The sequence below is a fragment of the Marinobacter vulgaris genome, from assembly GCF_003344045.1.
GTDB classification, from domain to species: Bacteria; Pseudomonadota; Gammaproteobacteria; order Pseudomonadales; family Oleiphilaceae; genus Marinobacter; species Marinobacter vulgaris.
Genome location: NZ_QFWX01000005.1, coordinates 379,028 through 396,341, shown reverse-complemented (window position 1 = coordinate 396,341; position 17,314 = coordinate 379,028). Strand labels below are relative to the sequence as shown.

Here is a 17,314-nt window from a genome sequence, read left to right as displayed (position 1 = left end):
TTCGATCGATAACCGATGAAAGAGCTAAGCAGTCACAGCGATGCTTTTGCCTTCTCAACAACAGCAGTAAACGCCTGCTGCTCGTTCATGGCCAGGTCGGCCAGAACCTTGCGATCGATCTCAACATTGGCCTTTTTAAGACCGGCAATCAGACGGCTGTAGGACAGTCCGTTGGCACGGGCGCCGGCATTGATACGGGCGATCCACAGTGCGCGGAATGAACGCTTGCGGTTACGACGGTCACGGTAAGCATACTGACCGGCCTTGATAACCGCCTGTTTGGCTACACGGTAGACGCGGCTGCGCGCTCCGTAATAACCCTTGGCCTGATTCATGATTTTCTTGTGACGACGACGTGCTACCACGCCACGTTTTACACGAGCCATACTTTAATCCTTCTACCTTTAAACCTTTGCAGGAATGGTTAGCGGCTGAATCAGCACGCTGTCATACGCTTGATGGAAGCCACGTCGGCCTTGGCAATCAGCTTGGTACCGCGGAGCTGACGCTTACGCTTGGGGCTCTTCTTGGTCAAGATATGACTGGTGAAGGATTGCTTGTGCTTGAAGCCAGTGGCGGTTTTCTTGAACCGCTTGGTGGCCCCGCTTTTGGTTTTCATCTTGGACATTTTTTAAAACTCCGCATTCTGTTTTTAAATGACATCAATGTGTCCCTGAACGACAAAACCCCCGCAACCGCGGGGGATCATTACCTGATCAGGGTCACTTCTTTTTGCGGGGAGCCACAACCATGGTCATCTGGCGGCCTTCCATCTTCGGCCGCTGTTCTACCTGGGCAATATCTTCAATATCCTCTTCGATCCTGTTCATGAGCTTCATACCGATTTCCTGGTGTGCCATCTCACGTCCACGGAAGCGAATCGTCAATTTGCCGCGGTCCCCGTTTTCAAGGAAACGTACCAGGTTGCGTAGTTTGACCTGATAATCCCCCTCTTCAGTTCCTGGACGGAACTTAAGCTCTTTGACCTGAGTCTGCTTCTGCTTTTTCTTCGCAGCAGCCTTGGCCTTCTTCTCATCGAAGATTTTCTTGCCGTAGTCCATTATCTTACAGACGATCGGATCGGAATCCGTTACCTGAACCAGGTCAAGAGACGCTTCTTCTGCCTGCTTGATTGCATCTTCGATCGACACTACGCCGACTTGGTTGCCCTCTGCGTCAATAAGACGGACTTCAGTTGCGTCAATATTCTCATTGATCGGCGCCTTTGGTGTACGCCCCCGATTCGCTCGCTGTTTAATAATCAGATCTCCGTTTTGGTTCTGCCTTTGCGCTCGATTTCATCAGCCATCAGCTGCTCGAACGCGTCCAGCGATAAAGTCCCCAAATCTTCGCCTTTACGGGTTCTCACCGCAACGGCGTTGTTCTCGACTTCTTTGTCGCCGACAACAACAAGGAAAGGGACTTTGTTAATAGTATGCTCGCGGATTTTAAAGCCGATCTTCTCGTTTCTCAAGTCAGCATTAACCCTATAGCCAAGAGAATCCCATTTTTTTGCAAGATTCTGGCAATAATCACGCTGATTGTCGGTAATATTGAGCACGGCAATCTGCGTCGGGGCCAGCCAGGTCGGAAAAGCCCCTTCATATTCTTCAATCAGTATGCCGATGAAACGCTCGAACGACCCCAGCACGGCCCTGTGCAGCATGACCGGTGTCTTGCGCTCGGAGTTGTCCGCTACGTATTGGGCTCCAAGGCGCCCCGGCATGGAAAAATCGACCTGAATGGTACCACACTGCCAGACCCGGCCGATGCAGTCTTTGAGGGAAAACTCGATTTTCGGACCGTAAAACGCCCCTTCACCGGGCAACAGCTCCCAATCCACGCCCTCACGATTCAGGGCTTCTTCCAGGGCCGCTTCCGCCTTGTCCCAGACTTCGTCAGAGCCAACACGCTTTTCCGGCCGGGTTGAAAGCTTATAGAGGATTTCGGTAAACCCGAAATCCTTGTAAATCTCGTGGAGCATCTGGATAAAATCAGACACTTCCTGCTGGATCGCATCTTCCTCGCAGAAAATATGCGCGTCATCCTGGGTAAATCCACGCACCCGCATCAGTCCGTGCAACGCACCGGACGCCTCGTTGCGATGACAGGAGCCGAACTCCGCCAGGCGCAGGGGCAGATCCTTGTAGCTCTTAAGGCCCTGATTGAACACCTGCACGTGGCAGGGGCAGTTCATGGGCTTGATGGCGTAATCGTGCTTCTCGGACTCGGTGGTAAACATGTCGTCCTTGAACTTGTCCCAGTGTCCGGACTTTTCCCACAATGACCTGGAAACCACCTGTGGCGTCTTGATCTCCTGGTAGCCATGCTCATGCTGTTTGCGGCGCATGTACTGTTCAATCTCCTGGTACAGGGACCAGCCGTCCGGATGCCAGAACACCATGCCTGGAGCCTCTTCCTGCATGTGGAACAGGCTCAGTTTCTTGCCGATCTTGCGGTGGTCACGCTTCTCCGCCTCTTCCAGGCGATGAAGATAGGCTTTCAGATCCTTCTTGTTGCCCCAGGCAGTACCGTAAACACGCTGCAGCTGCTCATTGCTGGTGTCACCACGCCAATAGGCGCCGGCCACCTTGGTCAGCTTGAACGCCTTGAGCTTGCCGGTGCTGGGGACATGGGGGCCACGACACAAATCGATAAAGTCACCCTGGCGGTAAAACGACAGATCCTCGTCACCGGGAATGTCCTCGATGATGCGAACCTTGTACTCCTCCCCCATTTCGTCAAACAGGCGCACGGCCTCATCACGGGACATCACTGAGCGGGAAACCGGAATATCCTGCTTCGCCAGCTCTTCCATGCGTTTTTCAATACGGCTCAGGTCTTCATTGGTAAACGGCCGGTCGAACTTGAAATCGTAGTAGAAACCGTTGTCCACGACCGGACCAATGGTGACCTGGGCTGACGGAAACAGTTCCTTGACGGCCATCGCCAGAAGATGGGCGGTGGAGTGGCGAATAATATCCACACCGTCTTCATCCCGCTCGGTAACAATGGCGAGATCGGCGTCTTCGTCGATGGGGAAACTGGTGTCGACCAGCGTTCCATTCACTCGACCAGCAATAGCGGCCTTGGCAAGACCGGCCCCGATGTCTGCGGCGACATCGTGAACGGTGACAGATTCGGCAAAACTGCGGTGACTGCCATCCGGCAGGGTTACAACAGGCATAATTGGCTCCTTGAGTCCCAGAGGTGATCCGTACCAAAGACCACGTGTTGACGGTTGGCCGCGACACAAACCGCGGACCGTGACAGGCGGGAGTTTAACAGAAAAAAGCCCGGCAGGTTAATGCCGGGCTTGAGAGGTGGCTAGAGCTCGTAAGCACTTGCCTCTTCGGGCGTTCGCCTCCGTAACTGGCCGAATGCAACAAGGCCCAGCAGGATAAGTGCAGGTATGAACATCAGCTCTTTGGGTGGACGGTCCAGTTCGACCTGCACCGAGTCAATAGTCCAGCCGAAGCTGATACCGGCATCCTCGGCCTCACTGCCAAAGCCGACGAAGTCCACAACCATGGTGTCGTCCCGGCGGGACAGCTCCAGACCGGCACTCTCCAGCCTTGCTTCCGGGGACTCTGCTGCCGGCAGCTCCAGGCTCAGGTAGGTCGACACCTCATCACCACTCAGGGACATGCCGGATGCCTGCAGAATGATAGTTTCACCGGCAGGCACGTTCTCGACATGTTCAACCACCTCGGTACCCGGCCGATCTTCCGTTGCCGGGTACACCATATCCCACCAGTACCCGGGACGGAACAGAGTGAAGGTTATCAGCAACAGCAGCGCCGATTCCCATTTATAGCTCTTGGTGAACCAGTAGCCCTGGGTGGCTGCAGAAAAGACCAGCATGGCGGTGACCGCGCTGGCAATGGTGACCAGCAGATCAAACCAGCCCGTCAGCCCGATCAACAACAGCTGGGTATTGAAAATGAACATGAAGGGCAGAATCGCCGTGCGGATATCGTAGGTGAAGCCCTGGATACCCGTTCGTATCGGATCCGCCCCGGATATTGCAGCCGCCGCGTAGGCGGCCAGCCCCACGGGCGGCGTATCATCCGCCAGTATGCCGAAGTAGAACACGAACAGATGCACTGCAATGAGCGGGACTAACAGGCCATTCTGGGCGCCCAGGGTAACGATCACCGGCGCCATCAGGGTGGAAACCACAATGTAGTTGGCCGTGGTGGGCAGGCCCATACCGAGGATGAGGCTGATGATCGCGGTAAATATCAGCATCAACAAGAGGTTGCCGCCGGATATGAACTCCACGAACTGGGTCATCACCAGGCCAATGCCGGTCAGGGTCACCGTACCGACCACGATGCCCGCTGTTGCCGTAGCCACACCGATACCGACCATGTTCCGTGCGCCTGTGACCAGCGAAAGGGTCAAGTCCACAAAGCCGGTTTTTGTTTCAGCCAGGAAGGCGCCTTGCTTGCGGAAATAGGCCTTCAGCGGCTGCTGGGTAATGACGATGAAAATCATGAACACCGTCGCCCAGAATGCCGACAGCTGGGGAGAAAAACGCTCAACGGTCAGGCACCAGACCAGCACTACCACCGGCAACAGGAAGTAGAGGCCAGTCTTGACCGTTGGCCCCACCTCCGGAAGCGTATCCATCGCCGAATCCGGATCGTCCTGCTCAAGTACCGGAAAGCGCGTGGAGTACCAGACAAGCCCTATGTAGACCAAAAGCAGCAGAGGCCCCAGCACCCATACAGCAGCCTCACCAAGCACAACTTTCAGCCAGCCGATGCCGTAGTAGACAATGAACGTCAGTACGCTCAACCCGAGCAGAATCACAACCCAGTTCAGCATCCGCTGGGCCAGCGTCGGACGATTGGGGCGTTCAATGCCCTTCATCTTCAGCTTGCAGGCTTCCAGGTGAACGATGTAAATCAGCGCGACATAGGAAATCAGTGCCGGCAGGATGGCGTGCTTGATCACCTCCAGATAGGAAATGCCCACGTACTCGACCATCAGGAAGGCCGCTGCGCCCATGATGGGCGGCGTCAGCTGGCCGTTGGTAGAGGCAGCCACTTCAACGGCACCAGCCTTGGTAGCCGGAAAACCAACCCGCTTCATCAGAGGAATGGTAAAGGTACCCGTGGTGACCACGTTGGCAATGGACGAGCCGGAAATCACACCGCTCAAACCGCTGGATACAACCGCAGCTTTCGCGGGACCTCCACGCATGTGACCGAGCATGGCATAGGCAACCTGAATGAAATAGTTACCGGCCCCTGCGCGTTCCAGCAGAGCTCCAAACAGGACAAACAGGAAAACAAAGCTGGTAGAAACCCCCAACGCAACGCCGAAGACACCCTCGGTGCCCAACCACATGTGAGAAGACAACTTGCTCAGGCTTGCGCCCTTGTGGGAAATGACATCGGGCATGTAGGGCCCGGCGAGGGCATAAATCAGGAAAACGCCGGCCACAATTGTCAGCGGCAACCCCAGGGCGCGGCGGGTAGCCTCCAGCAGCAACACAATACCGCCCAGGGCAATAATCAGGTCCTGGGTTATGGGCGCCCCCGGACGTGTTGAAAGCTGGTCGTAGAAGAAAAACAGATAGGAGGCTGAAAAGGCAGCTGCCAGTGCAAGAATCCAGTCGTAGAACGGAACGTGATCCACATTTCGGCCGCGAATCATCGGATAGGCCGCAAAAGCCAGGAAGGTGGCAAACGCAAGGTGGATCGATCGCGATTCCGTTGAGTTAAAAACACCGAACTCGACGATATAGGGAAGCGGTGACGCTATCCATAGCTGGAAAAGAGACCAAAGCAGCGGGACAACGAAGAGTATTTTGGCAGCCATGCCGGTTGCAGCTCTTCCACCGGTTTCGGTCTGGAGTACCTCTGCAACTTTTGTGCTGTCGATCTTATCCCCGGCTTTCGGTTCGCTATTGGTCATAGCTGGATCCTGTATAAATATAGCGGGTCGGAGACCAAAACACCGCAGGCGGACATGCCTGCGGTGTTGTTTTGTTTACCGGTTACAGGATCACTCGATCAGACCGGCTTCTTTATAGTACTTCTCGGCGCCCGGATGCAGCGGCGCACTCAGGGCGTCAGAGACCATTTCTTCCTTGTTCAGATTAGCGAACGCCGGGTGCAGGCGCTTGAAGCTGTCAAAGTTCTCGAAAACAGCCTTGACGACCTCGTAAACCACTTTATCAGACACATCGGTGGAAGAGACAAAGGTAGCCGCAACACCGAAGGTGGTGGTGTCGTCATCGCTTCCCCGATACATGCCACCCGGAATAACGGCCTTCCGGTAATAGGGGTTGTCATCGATAAGGGTTTCGGTCGCCTCGTTATCAACGCTTACAATGACGCTGTCGCAGGACGTGGTCGCTTCCTTGATGGCACCGGAGGGATGGCCAACGGTATAGAAGAAGGCATCAATGTTACCGTCGCATAGCGCCTGGGACTGCTCAGCCGCCTTCAGTTCCGCGGCCAGAGAGAACTTGTCCATGGTCCAGCCCATTTCATCCATCAGCACCTCTGCGGTAGCGCGCTGACCGGAGCCAGGGTTACCGACCGACACCCGCTTACCTTCAAGATCCTCAAAGGTCTTGATGCCGGAACCCTTGCTGGCTACGACCGTAAACGGCTCGGGATGAAGTGAGAAAACGGCCCGAAGCTTTTCATTGGGACCGTCTTCTTCAAACTGGCTGGTACCATTATAGGCATGGTATTGCCAGTCGGACTGGGCAACCGCCAGATCCAGCTCGCCCTGACGAATCGCGTTCAGGTTATAAACAGAGCCACCGGTACTTTCTACCGAGCAACGGATCCCATGCTCTTTACGGTCCATATTCACCAGCCGGCAAATCGCGCCGCCCGCCGGGTAGTAAACCCCGGTTACGCCACCGGTACCGATGGTGACAAATTGCTGCTCCTGTGCATTGACGGCTGTAGCGGTCGCTCCAAAGCTGACTGCCGCGGCGACGGCGAGTGCGGAAAATTTCTGTTTCAAAGCCATGACTTTTCCCTTTTTTCTGATCATTGTTGCTTTTTTTGGCCTGTGACACCGCACAGACACTCTCCACGTTCGCTTTAAAACATAGACCACTTTGCGCCATAAATAAAGCCGGGATTAGCACGCTAACCAGTTGAGCGGTAAACAAAAAAGCCCGCTATGCGGGCTTTTTTGATCAGCCGGGCGAGCGGTTATTTGCTCGCACGGGCCTTGGCAACCATACGGTCCGGGCGCAGCAGGAAGCGCGCCAGGGCCGGAAGCAGCCAGATGGAACCGACCATGTTCCAGATAAACATGAAAAACAGCAGAAGCCCCATGTCCGCCTGAAACTTGATGGGCGAGAAGATCCAGGTCACCACACCGATACCCAGCGTGATCCCTGTAAAGATAACCGCCTTACCAGTAGATTTGAGGGTTTCAAAATAAGCCTCCTGAAGGGGTTTGCCCTCAAGCAGGAACTTCTCGAGCTTGCTGTAGATATAGATACCGTAGTCGACACCAATACCGACACCCAGCGCAATAACCGGCAATGTTGCCACTTTGATGCCGATACCGGACACCGCCATGATCGCCTCTGCCAGAATCGACGTCAGCCCCAGCGGAATCAGGATACACAGTACCGCCCGAATTGAACGGAAGGTCAGCAGGCACAACGAGGCGACCACGCCATAGACGAATATCAGCATCATGTTCTTGGCGCTGGAGATAACGTCGTTGGTCGCCGCTTCCACACCCGCATTACCGGCACCCAACAGGAACCTGTATTCATCGGTATTATAGTTGCTGGCAAATTCCTCAACACGCTCGGTCACCGTCTCCAGGGTCTCTGCCTTGTGATCCTCAAGGAAAACAAGTACCGGAGTAAGGTCACAGTTGGTATTGATCAGGCCTGCTGGCGCCTCACGGATAGAGGCGTTGATGATGGTCTGGTTGCGGGAAATCTCATACCACTTCCAGTTGCCCTCGTTCAGTGCCTTGGTGACCAGTTTGGACACGTTCGCCAGCGAGGCCGAGGACTGGACGCCCGGCGTATTCTGCAACTCCCACTGCAGCGTATCCATGGCACGCAGAACGTTGTACTGGGTACACTGCTCGTCTTCGGTCTTCACCATCACCACCAGCACATCGGCACTGGTCGAGTAGTTCTCGATGATGAAGGCGTTATCCTTGTTGTAGCGCGAGTCGGCTCTCAGCTCCGGAGCACCCTGGTCAAGGTCACCGACCTTGAGATCCTGCTTGAAGTAGAGACCAACCCCCAGGCCAATCACCGCGATCAGCAATGAGATCGGTGCCACACCGGGATGCGCAAAGTACGACAAGAGGCGCCATTTGCGATCCTGTTTTTCACCGTGGTTCTGCACATGGCGAACGCCTCCCTTGGAAATGCCAAGGTAGGACATGATCAGTACATGCAATACCAGATTGGTGAGGATGACGAATGCCACACCGATACCGGCTGCAACCGCGAGATCCCGGATCACATCAATTTCGATGAAGATCAGTGTCAGGAATCCGAAGGCATCGGAAATCAGCGCCAACATGCCCGGAATGTAAAGCGCGCGGAATGCCAGCCGGGCTGCGGTAACCGAGTCAAATCCCTTGGCCGCCTCCACCGCCATAGCGTTGACTATCTGAACGCCGTGACTGATACCAATGGCAAACACCAGGAACGGAACCAGCACCGAGTAGGGGTCCAGCCCGTACCCAAGCAGCCGCAATGTGCCCAACTGCAGGAACACAGCGATAATCGAGGTAAAAACCGGTACCAGTGTTCCCTTGATGCACCGGGAATAACCAAACAGCAGCAGCGTGGTGAGAATGATGGTGATGCCGGCAAACCAGGCGATGGAACCGATACCTTCTATCAGGTCACCCACTTTTTTGGCAAAACCAACAATATGGATGTCAATGTTGGGATTCTGCTCTTCGTACTTGTTCCGTATTTTTTCTTCCAGCTGCCGCGAGAATTCCCCATAGTCCAGCGGTTCCCCGGTTTCCGGATTGTTCTCGTACAGCGGGGCATACACTATCGTGGACTGGAAGTTGTCTGAGATCAGACGACCCACTTCGTTGGAGCGGAGCACGTTCTGACGCAACTGTTCGAGGCTTTCCCGGGAACCATCGTAGTTATCCGGTATCACCGTCCCGCCCTGGAACCCCTGCTCGGTGACTTCCACCCAGCGGACATTCGAGGTCCAGAGCGATTTCAGCCCGGAACGGTCAACCCCGTCCAGATAAAACACCTCGTCAGTGATCTGTTTCAGGGTCTCCATGTACTCTTGCGTGAAGATATCGCCCTCTTCCACTTCCACGGCGATACGCACGAAGTTACCCAGGTTTTCCAGGTCGTCCCGGTACTCCAGCATGTTGACAATGTATGGATGCTCCAGCGGAATCATCCGCTCGAAACTGGCATCCGGCTGGATCTTGACCGCGTTGTAACCTAGAAACAGGGTCAGGAAGAAAAACGCAATCAGGATAATCGCCCGATTGTTGAAGATCAGCCGCTCCAGGAACGGTTCCGCCTTCGGTGTAGTCAGGTAATGTTCGCCCTTGTCATGCTTCGGGTTCGACATTCAATAGCCCCTCTTGTTTTCAATCTGTTGGTGCCACGTCAGGGCGTTATTAAAGGCTCTTGCCGCGAGCATCGGTATGCTTCACGCCACCCTCACCCACAATCACAAGGCTGGTCCCGGATACCGGGACAACGTCCATGACACCCTCCCGGTCGTCCCGGGAATAAGCCCGGAAGGATTCGCCGCCATCGGTACTCATCAGGACCGTGCCGCCATTACCAACCAGGGTGATCCTGCCGTCATCTGCAACAACACCGTCATTGAGCGTTGCCCCGGCTTCGTTCGGGACCATTTTCCAGGTCTCGCCAAGATCAGTGGAGAGGAGCATGTTACCGCGCAGGCCAAATGCCAGAATTTCATTCACCTGCCCCGTGCCGATGGCGCCAAACAGTGAACCTTCATAAGGGCTTTCACGCTTTTCCCAGCTGTCACCGCCATCAACGGAGACGAAAATCTGCCCGGCCTCACCCACAATTACCAGGCCACCTCCAGTGATCTGGGTAATGCTGTTCAGGTGAAAGCCGGTTGGGTTATCAACCCGAGGAGACCAGTCGCGCCAGGTTTCGCCGCCATCTGTGGTGCGCAGAAACATGCCGTAGGCACCCACGACAAAACCGTGGCTCTCGTTCTCAAACCAGACATCGAGAAGAGGATTCACCGGGCCGATGTCCAGATCAGACTCCAGATTCTGCAATGAGAAAATCAGATCATCCAGGGCCCATTCCAGGTCGGCGACCTCTTCCTCAGGAGCTTCTTCTATTCTTTGCTCCATCTCCTCAATCTGTTCCTGGCGACTTTCAATGACAAGCTCCATGGCGCGGATGCCGGTCAACTGAATCTCCCAGCTTTCTCCGGCATCGCTGGAATGAAGCACAACACCGCTATGGCCCACAGCCCAGCCGTGTTGCTCTGTGCCGAAATCAACGCCGGTCAGGGTAACGGAAACCGGAACCTCAGCCTGCTCCCAGCTTTCACCTTCATCCTCAGAGAAAATGATATGCCCACGCTCGCCAACTGCCACGATTTGCCCACCCGCGCGATCTGCGTCAGTGAGCAGATTCTCGGGCGCGAGCAGGGTGGGCCGGGAGGGAACTTCGATGATATCTGCAAGCGCAAACACCGAGGACGCGGACATTGCCATGGATAGTCCAAGACAGGCCGCTCCCAGATTCTTGCACATCAATCTTGTATCCATTCAGATTGCCTATATGTTGTTTTGAACTGTGTCACTCTGCTTTACCGGTTCTACCGGCCTAAACTGCAAACGTACCGGCACCTTTCGGCCACCGGCACTATCCACCACCAGAAGTTTCTGGCAAAAATCGGGCACAATTGCAGGCGCAAGCGTTAACGCACACTCCTGCGACGAAGTGATGACGGCGAGAAGTAACGCCGGTTGGGCACTTCCTCGGTAAACGTCCGGGTTGACGGCTCTTCCGTATCCAGGCCCAGCACGTGATAACGGCGTGCCTGCAGGTCATGATACACGTCCAGAACCGTCCACACGCCTGGAAGTTCATAATAGTTTTTGAGCATGCCCATGGTCACGCGCCAGAGCTCGCCACGACCGTCGTACTGGTCCAGCAGCACCGTGTTCCAGCTGTCAGCATCCACGTAGAAACGACGCTTGCCGTAGATGTGACGCTCGCCCTCTTTCAGGGTGGCCTCGACTACATGCACCCGGTGAAGCTCCCAGCGTGTCAGGTCCGGGTTCAGGTGAGCAACGCCCAGTATCTCGGAATAAGGTGTGCCAGCCTCACCAAGCCTGTAGTTGTTGTAGGGAATATAGATTTCGCGCATTCCCTCATATTCCCAGTTATAGCGATCCAGGGCGCCATTGAAGATATCGGTATCGTCCGCGGTTCTGAGGTTATCGGCGGCCGCAATCGGGGAATCATAGCCCAGGTTCGGGGCACGACGGACACGACGCTGTCCGGCATTATAGCCCCAGCCGTTGCGGGGGTTGATAATCTGGTTCAGGGTTTCATGAACCAGGATAGCGCCACCTGCGAGACGGGGAGGCGACTGGGTGAACGACAAATAATAAAAGATAACATTATCCAGTTCCTCTTCACTGCCCTCGGGATTGTAATAATTGAAGAAGGCTTCTTGCTGGGAGGTAACCAGTGAGTAGTCGCCATCGGTTTGTACGGCAACTTCACTGGAACGACGGGTAATGTTGATGCCGCGCCAGCGAGTCAGATGGTTCCAGATAACCTGCCACGCTTTTTCCTCGTTGTTGCCATGAAGAATCGGGAAGGGGTAACCCGCAAAGGCTCCGTCTATGCCCGCCCCTTCTCCAACAATCTCCGCTTCAACGGCATTTTCTCTGGTATTTTCCGCAACCCAGTCCGGCACCGCGTGGGTGCGCCGGCTCTTGTAGATCGGAATGCGGAATGTGGTCGGGTAGGCGTCCAGCATGGCACGCAGGCCGTCCGTCAGGTACTCGTCGTACTGACCCATATTGGAGGCGTCAATCGTGAACAGCACCTCGTCGTCGGGGAACGGATTGATATGATGCTGGCCACTGCCCTCGTACCCGGCGGGGGCCTCCGTAAGACCTCCCGTCCACGGAGGGATGGTTCCTGCCTCATTTCCGGCCTTCACAGAACCGAAAGGAGTCAGCTCCTGGCCAAGACGAGCGGCCTCACTGGCAGACACAGCAGCATTGACGGGCATGGTAAAAACAGAAAGCACAAACAGACTGCCAAGAATAACCTTGTTTTTGTATTTCATTATTTAACCCTAAACCTGTCTGGAAGCCCTGTGTAAGGCTTTTTTTATTGTGTTGTCATGGAATACCGGCGGCTGACAGACTAACCGATTGGCCGATATTGTCTATCGACCGAAAGTGCGATTTTGTATCCGCCTGCGGCAGGCCGCTTAAACACAGGCGGACACGATTTACAGCTCCTCTTACTGGCCCGCAAGACTCTTGTGAACCACCTCGTAGACATCACGGGACAGGCCGGATTTATCCCTGATGGCTTCAAGTGCTTTTTTCATCTGTTCACCGTGCACCGGTGCATACTTGCGCCAGCGTGTCAGCGGCGATACCAGTCTCGCGGCGATCTGCGGGTTGCTGTCGTCCAGGCGGCGCACCTGCTCCTCCAGGAAGCGATAGCCTGAGCCGTCTTCAGCATGGAACGCCGGGAGATTCTGACCGGCAAACACGCCGATAACGGAGCGAATCTTGTTGGGGTTTTTCCAGTCGAAAGCGGGGTGCGACATCAACTCGCGAATTCTGGAAAGCCCTCCGGTGCGGCTGCTGCCGGCCTGCACTGCAAACCACTGCTCCACCACCTGAGGGTCTGCCTTCCACTGCTCATAGAAGGCGTCCAGCATCTGTTTACACTCCTGTTCGTAACCGGAGTTCACCAGCGCGCGCAATGCCCCCATGCGGTCGGTCATATTGTCTGCCTTGGCAAACTGGCTTTCCGCCAGTGCCCGGCCCTCCTCATCATCCGTATGCAGCAACCACGCAAGCGCGGTATTTCGCAGACTCCTGCGGGCAACGGCTTGCGGCGTCACCTCATAACGACCCTCGACAGAGTTGCGCTTATAGCAGGCAAGCAGATCATCCCGCAAAGCAGTCGCAAGGTGCCCAAGCACCTTTTCGCGGGCGCGGTGAATGTCAGGCACATTGGGCTTGTCAGCCAACTCAATCAGGTAAGCTTCGGAGGGCAACTGCAGCATTTTCGCAACCAGCGCCTGGTCCAGGGATGTATCGGTCAGCAGGCCCCGGTAGGCTTCCGTCAGTCCGGAATCAACCGCTTCGCTGCCAGCCTCTCCAACAAGCCCGCTGATCACATCAACGGCCAGTCGCTGGCCGGCATCCCAGCGATTGAACCCGTCCGGATCGTGACTCATAAGGAACATCAACTGCTCCCGCGTCCACGGATAGTAAACCCTGACCGGCGCCGAGAAGTTTCTCAGCAGTGACGGAACCGGGCACTCAGACACGCCATGGAATTCAAAGGTGTGGCTGGCTTCTGTCAACTCGAGAACACGGTCTGTTGGTTCGTCGGCATCGGTGGCACTGAGTTTCAGCGGCAGGGATTCGCCATCAGCGCCCAGAAGCCCAATGGCAAAGGGGATATGCTGCGGCTTCTTGTTGGTCTGGCCCGGGGTATCGGGGATTCTCTGGTCAATCCTAAGACGGTAGATTCCGGCGGCCTGGTCATATTCATCCTTTACCGTGAGCTCAGGCGTGCCGGCCTGTTCATACCAGAGGCGGAACTGGGACAGATCCCGGCCGCTGGCGTCTTCCATGGCCCGGACGAAGTCGTCCGTGGTCACGGCCTGGCCGTCATGGCGCTCAAAGTAGAGGTCACTACCCTTGCGGAACATGTCCGGGCCGAGCAGCGTATGGATCATGCCCACCACTTCGCAACCCTTCTCATAGATGGTCAGGGTGTAGAAGTTGGTGATTTCCATGTAGGACTCGGGGCGCACAGGATGGGCCATGGGGCCGGAATCCTCGGCAAACTGGGCCGTGCGCAGCATGGTGGCGTCTTCGATGCGCTTGACCGTGGGCGAACCCATATCGGCAGAGAATTGCGAATCCCGGAACACTGTGAAGCCTTCTTTCAGGCTCAGCTGGAACCAGTCGCGGCAGGTAACCCGGTTACCGGACCAGTTGTGAAAATACTCATGGGCAACGATGGACTCGATACGCTGGAACGCCATATCCGTCGCGGTTTCCTGGCTGGCCAGCACGCATGAGGAGTTGAAAATATTCAGCCCCTTGTTCTCCATGGCACCCATGTTGAAATCATCCACTGCAACAATCATGAAAATGTCCAGATCGTATTCGCGGCCGTAAACCTCTTCATCCCAGCGCATGGCACGCTTCAGGGAGTCCATGGCGTGATCGCACTTGTCTGAGTTGCGCGGCTCCACGTACATGCGCAGGTCGATATCGCGCCCGGACAGGGTGCGGAAGCTGTCACGCTTTTCCACCAGGTCGCCGGCAACCAGGGCAAACAGATAGGAGGGTTTCGGGAACGGATCCTCCCAGGTCACGAAGTGCCTGCCACCGTCCAGATCGCCCTTTTCCACATCATTGCCGTTGGAAAGCAGGATGGGAAAGCTGGCCTTGTCCGCCTCGATGCGGGTGCGGAAACGGGCCATTACATCCGGGCGATCGGGGAAGTAGGTGATGCAGCGGAAGCCTTCAGCCTCACACTGGGTACAGAACATACCGGAAGACTGGTAAAGCCCTTCCAGGCGAGTGTTATTCTGGGGTTCAAGCCAGGTCACCACACCCAGTTCAAAGTGGTCCGGAACGTCATGAATCACCAGCCTGTCGACGCTGTCCTCGTAGGCGTCTATCCCCAGTTCTTTGCCATCCAGGCTGAGGGACTCCAGCTTAGTCAGGGTATCGCTGTTCAGCTCGACACTCGTGTCTGAACTGTCGCTGTCAGGGTTACGGCGCATGGACAGGACGCTATGAACTCGTGCCCCGTCTTCAAACAGCTCGAATCGAAGATCCACGTGATCCACCAGAAAAACGGGGACGCGGTAATCCTTCAGGTAAATGGTCTGTGGCTGGTTGGTACGCATTGGTTATCTCCAGAATTGGTTGGGCCTGGTTCAGCTGTTCGGAAAGACCCGGAAGCGGATTTCGTAACCGGTGTACTTGCGGATATTGATGACGCCCGTGTCCAGAAGCAGATACTGGCCCTTGATCCCCTGCAGCACACCCTCCGCGGTGGGTAATTTGTCCAGATTATGGGTTTTTACCGTCCGGGGCCACACCTGGACCGGATAACCCAGGGCAAGGCCAGCTTCTTCGACCGCTCTGATGGTGTTTTCACCATGGGTGGCCCGAAGTTCGGACAGGTCGTCGGCAATCAGATCGAGGATGCGACCTCGCTCTGCAACCAGATCCAGCTCTGGTATGTCGCCCTTCAGCATCGTCCGCCAGTTGGTGCGATCCGCCACGTACTTTTTGCAGGCCACCTCAACGAAGCCCGCCAGTTGGCGGGTGGCCACACGTACCATGGGAATAGCGTCAACAGCGCCCTGATCAATCCAGCGGGTGGGTACCTGCGAGCCCCGGGTAATGCCGACTTTCAGGCCGGACGAGTTGGCCAGATAAACCACATGTTCAACCATGCAGTGGCTTTCACCCCACTCCGGCTCACGGCAGGTGCCCTGGTGATAATGGCACTTTTCCGGGCTCATGATACAGCTGTCACAGGCCGCCAGTTTGCGAAAGCACGGATAGCAGAAACCCTGACTGAAACTCTTGTTGGTCTTGCGGTCGCAATTGATGCAGCGTATCACCCCGTCAAAATCGAACTGCACGGGGTATCCCAGCATCTCGTTCAAAGGCACACGGGTGTCACCCACCCGAATGGTATAACTGACCGGCTGGCCCGGTTCTGCCGGCATCTTGCGCAGGCGACCGGTGACATCAACCAGTGGGGTCAAGACTTCACCTCGAAGAACTGGTCGGAGTCTGCCGCCCCGTTGGTGGAGTTACCAGCGGTACGGCTCACGCTGGGGTCACAGGCTGTTCCCGCCTTCTTGCCACGATCCAGGTAGCCAACCCGCTCTTCCCTGGGAATCTGGTGGTGGTCCTCGTAGTAGATAACCGCCTCCATGCAGATTGAGCGCTGCTCATCGCTAAGCTTGCGACCATCCGGCCATTTGCCCAGCTCCAGGGCTCTCTTGAGGCTCTGATAGACCGCCGGATCCAGCCTCTCAATCAGCTCTTCGTAAGTCATGTCATCCTCCAGCAAAAAAAGTGAGCAAACCCGTTGACACCATTAAACGATAATGATTATCATTATTTCGCCAAATGACCAAGGTCGTGTTCATTTGGTCTCTCTCATCAGGAGCTAAACGCTCTTTTTATGCCCCGCGATTTCGCGGGGCTTTTTTTGGTACCGGCAAAATCGCGGCCAGGGCCAGGCCGGCCACAAAGCCCCCCAGATGGGCCTCATTCGCCATTCGCCCCAACCCCAGAACTTCCGGCAGGGATGTGAACCCGATGACCATCCAGGCCACCGCAAAGGTAATCAATGCGGGGGGAAACTGAAACCTGGGGACCTGCCGCTGGCTGAGCCAGCAATAGCCGAGAATGCCGTAAACCACGCCGGACAGCCCGCCGAACAGCGGGCCGGAGACGATATACTGCAATCCGTTGGACAACAGACTGGTCACCACAAACAACACCAGCAACCGGACACGACCATCGAACCATTCAATCTGGCTCCCCAGGAACCAGAGCATGACAGAATTGAACAGGATGTGAGTCCAGCTGAAGTGCAAAAAATCCGGCGTAATCAGGCGCCATACCTGACCACTTGCCAATGTTGAGGACAGTGCCTGGACACGCTCTGCCATGCTGCCCCACTCGTAAACCCGAGGGTCCACAAACATCAGCAGGGTGGAGAGCTGGTTCTGCCCCATGCCAGTGACCCACGCCATCAGTACCGCCAGAATGATCATTCCAAGCACCACCGGTGCATGGCGTGGTGACGGCTGCCAGCGGCCCCCGACAAACACCGGCGACTGTGCGGTTGTATTCACCGCCTGCTGAACCTCCGGCTCGCTCAGGAACCGCTCAAGGGCCTGCAGGACTGGTTCCGTATGCTCGGGGTTTTCCAGCCACAGCACCTGGTATCCGCCCTCCTCGGTAATCCGGTGGTCCACCCCCTGCTCTTTAAGCCAGCGACTGAAGCCTTCCAGGTTGATCGAGGTGTCGATCTGCTTGATTCGGTACACAG

The 17,314-nt window shown here is 55.9% G+C and carries 13 protein-coding genes; all 13 read right to left on the bottom strand.

Annotation, left to right across the window (positions count from 1 at the left end):
* Positions 1-32 precede the first annotated feature (32 nt).
* On the bottom strand, positions 33-386 hold the full coding sequence (gene rplT, locus DIT71_RS13225; RefSeq protein ID WP_027831417.1) for a 50S ribosomal protein L20: 354 nt from the start codon (positions 384-386) through the stop codon (positions 33-35).
* A gap of 50 nt (positions 387-436) precedes the next feature.
* A complete protein-coding gene (rpmI, locus tag DIT71_RS13220; RefSeq protein WP_114613684.1) occupies positions 437-628 on the bottom strand; it encodes a 50S ribosomal protein L35 in 192 nt (63 codons plus the stop codon).
* 94 nt (positions 629-722) lie between these two features.
* On the bottom strand, positions 723-1,265 hold the full coding sequence (infC, locus tag DIT71_RS13215; RefSeq protein ID WP_114613683.1) for a translation initiation factor IF-3: 543 nt from the start codon (positions 1,263-1,265) through the stop codon (positions 723-725).
* On the bottom strand, positions 1,262-3,187 hold the full coding sequence (gene thrS, locus DIT71_RS13210; protein ID WP_114613682.1) for a threonine--tRNA ligase: 1,926 nt from the start codon (positions 3,185-3,187) through the stop codon (positions 1,262-1,264). The genes infC and thrS overlap by 4 nt, the downstream gene beginning before the upstream one ends.
* Positions 3,188-3,327: 140 nt before the next feature.
* On the bottom strand, positions 3,328-5,928 hold the full coding sequence (locus DIT71_RS13205) for a TRAP transporter permease (protein ID WP_114613681.1): 2,601 nt from the start codon (positions 5,926-5,928) through the stop codon (positions 3,328-3,330).
* A 90-nt stretch (positions 5,929-6,018) separates the two neighbouring features.
* Positions 6,019-7,002, bottom strand: coding sequence for a TAXI family TRAP transporter solute-binding subunit (locus tag DIT71_RS13200; RefSeq protein WP_114613680.1), 984 nt, complete (start codon positions 7,000-7,002; stop codon positions 6,019-6,021).
* A 188-nt stretch (positions 7,003-7,190) separates the two neighbouring features.
* Positions 7,191-9,575, bottom strand: a complete 2,385-nt coding sequence (locus DIT71_RS13195; protein ID WP_114613679.1) for an efflux RND transporter permease subunit — start codon at positions 9,573-9,575, stop codon at positions 7,191-7,193.
* A 49-nt stretch (positions 9,576-9,624) separates the two neighbouring features.
* Complete coding sequence (locus DIT71_RS13190) at positions 9,625-10,770, bottom strand: YCF48-related protein (RefSeq protein WP_227538101.1); 1,146 nt, start codon at positions 10,768-10,770, stop codon at positions 9,625-9,627.
* Positions 10,771-10,922: 152 nt separating this feature from the next.
* The gene (locus DIT71_RS13185; protein ID WP_114613677.1) at positions 10,923-12,311 is read right to left on the bottom strand and encodes a DUF1329 domain-containing protein; all 1,389 of its coding nucleotides are present in this window, start codon (positions 12,309-12,311) and stop codon (positions 10,923-10,925) included.
* 180 nt (positions 12,312-12,491) lie between these two features.
* On the bottom strand, positions 12,492-15,140 hold the full coding sequence (gene pepN / locus DIT71_RS13180) for an aminopeptidase N (RefSeq protein WP_114613676.1): 2,649 nt from the start codon (positions 15,138-15,140) through the stop codon (positions 12,492-12,494).
* Between the two features lie 30 nt (positions 15,141-15,170).
* The gene (locus DIT71_RS13175; RefSeq protein WP_114613675.1) at positions 15,171-16,013 is read right to left on the bottom strand and encodes a DUF2797 domain-containing protein; all 843 of its coding nucleotides are present in this window, start codon (positions 16,011-16,013) and stop codon (positions 15,171-15,173) included.
* Positions 16,010-16,309 (bottom strand): YeaC family protein, encoded by a 300-nt coding sequence (locus tag DIT71_RS13170; protein WP_114613674.1) that lies wholly within the window; start codon positions 16,307-16,309, stop codon positions 16,010-16,012. The genes DIT71_RS13175 and DIT71_RS13170 overlap by 4 nt, the downstream gene beginning before the upstream one ends.
* Before the next feature lie 127 nt (positions 16,310-16,436).
* Positions 16,437-17,312: a rhomboid family intramembrane serine protease gene (locus DIT71_RS13165; protein WP_114613673.1), complete on the bottom strand. Its 876-nt coding sequence runs from the start codon at positions 17,310-17,312 to the stop codon at positions 16,437-16,439.
* Positions 17,313-17,314 lie beyond the last annotated feature (2 nt).

What these genes read in the sequence shown, in the direction of transcription:
- thrS (WP_114613682.1), bottom strand. Translation starts at nt 3,187, where the DNA reads ATGCCTGTTGTAACCCTGCCGGATGGCAGTCACCGCAGTTTTGCCGAA.
- DIT71_RS13195 (WP_114613679.1), bottom strand. Translation starts at nt 9,575, where the DNA reads ATGTCGAACCCGAAGCATGACAAGGGCGAACATTACCTGACTACACCG.
- rplT (WP_027831417.1), bottom strand. Translation starts at nt 386, where the DNA reads ATGGCTCGTGTAAAACGTGGCGTGGTAGCACGTCGTCGTCACAAGAAA.
- pepN (WP_114613676.1), bottom strand. Translation starts at nt 15,140, where the DNA reads ATGCGTACCAACCAGCCACAGACCATTTACCTGAAGGATTACCGCGTC.
- DIT71_RS13200 (WP_114613680.1), bottom strand. Translation starts at nt 7,002, where the DNA reads ATGGCTTTGAAACAGAAATTTTCCGCACTCGCCGTCGCCGCGGCAGTC.
- rpmI (WP_114613684.1), bottom strand. Translation starts at nt 628, where the DNA reads ATGTCCAAGATGAAAACCAAAAGCGGGGCCACCAAGCGGTTCAAGAAA.
- DIT71_RS13205 (WP_114613681.1), bottom strand. Translation starts at nt 5,928, where the DNA reads ATGACCAATAGCGAACCGAAAGCCGGGGATAAGATCGACAGCACAAAA.
- DIT71_RS13190 (WP_227538101.1), bottom strand. Translation starts at nt 10,770, where the DNA reads ATGGATACAAGATTGATGTGCAAGAATCTGGGAGCGGCCTGTCTTGGA.
- DIT71_RS13170 (WP_114613674.1), bottom strand. Translation starts at nt 16,309, where the DNA reads ATGACTTACGAAGAGCTGATTGAGAGGCTGGATCCGGCGGTCTATCAG.
- DIT71_RS13185 (WP_114613677.1), bottom strand. Translation starts at nt 12,311, where the DNA reads ATGAAATACAAAAACAAGGTTATTCTTGGCAGTCTGTTTGTGCTTTCT.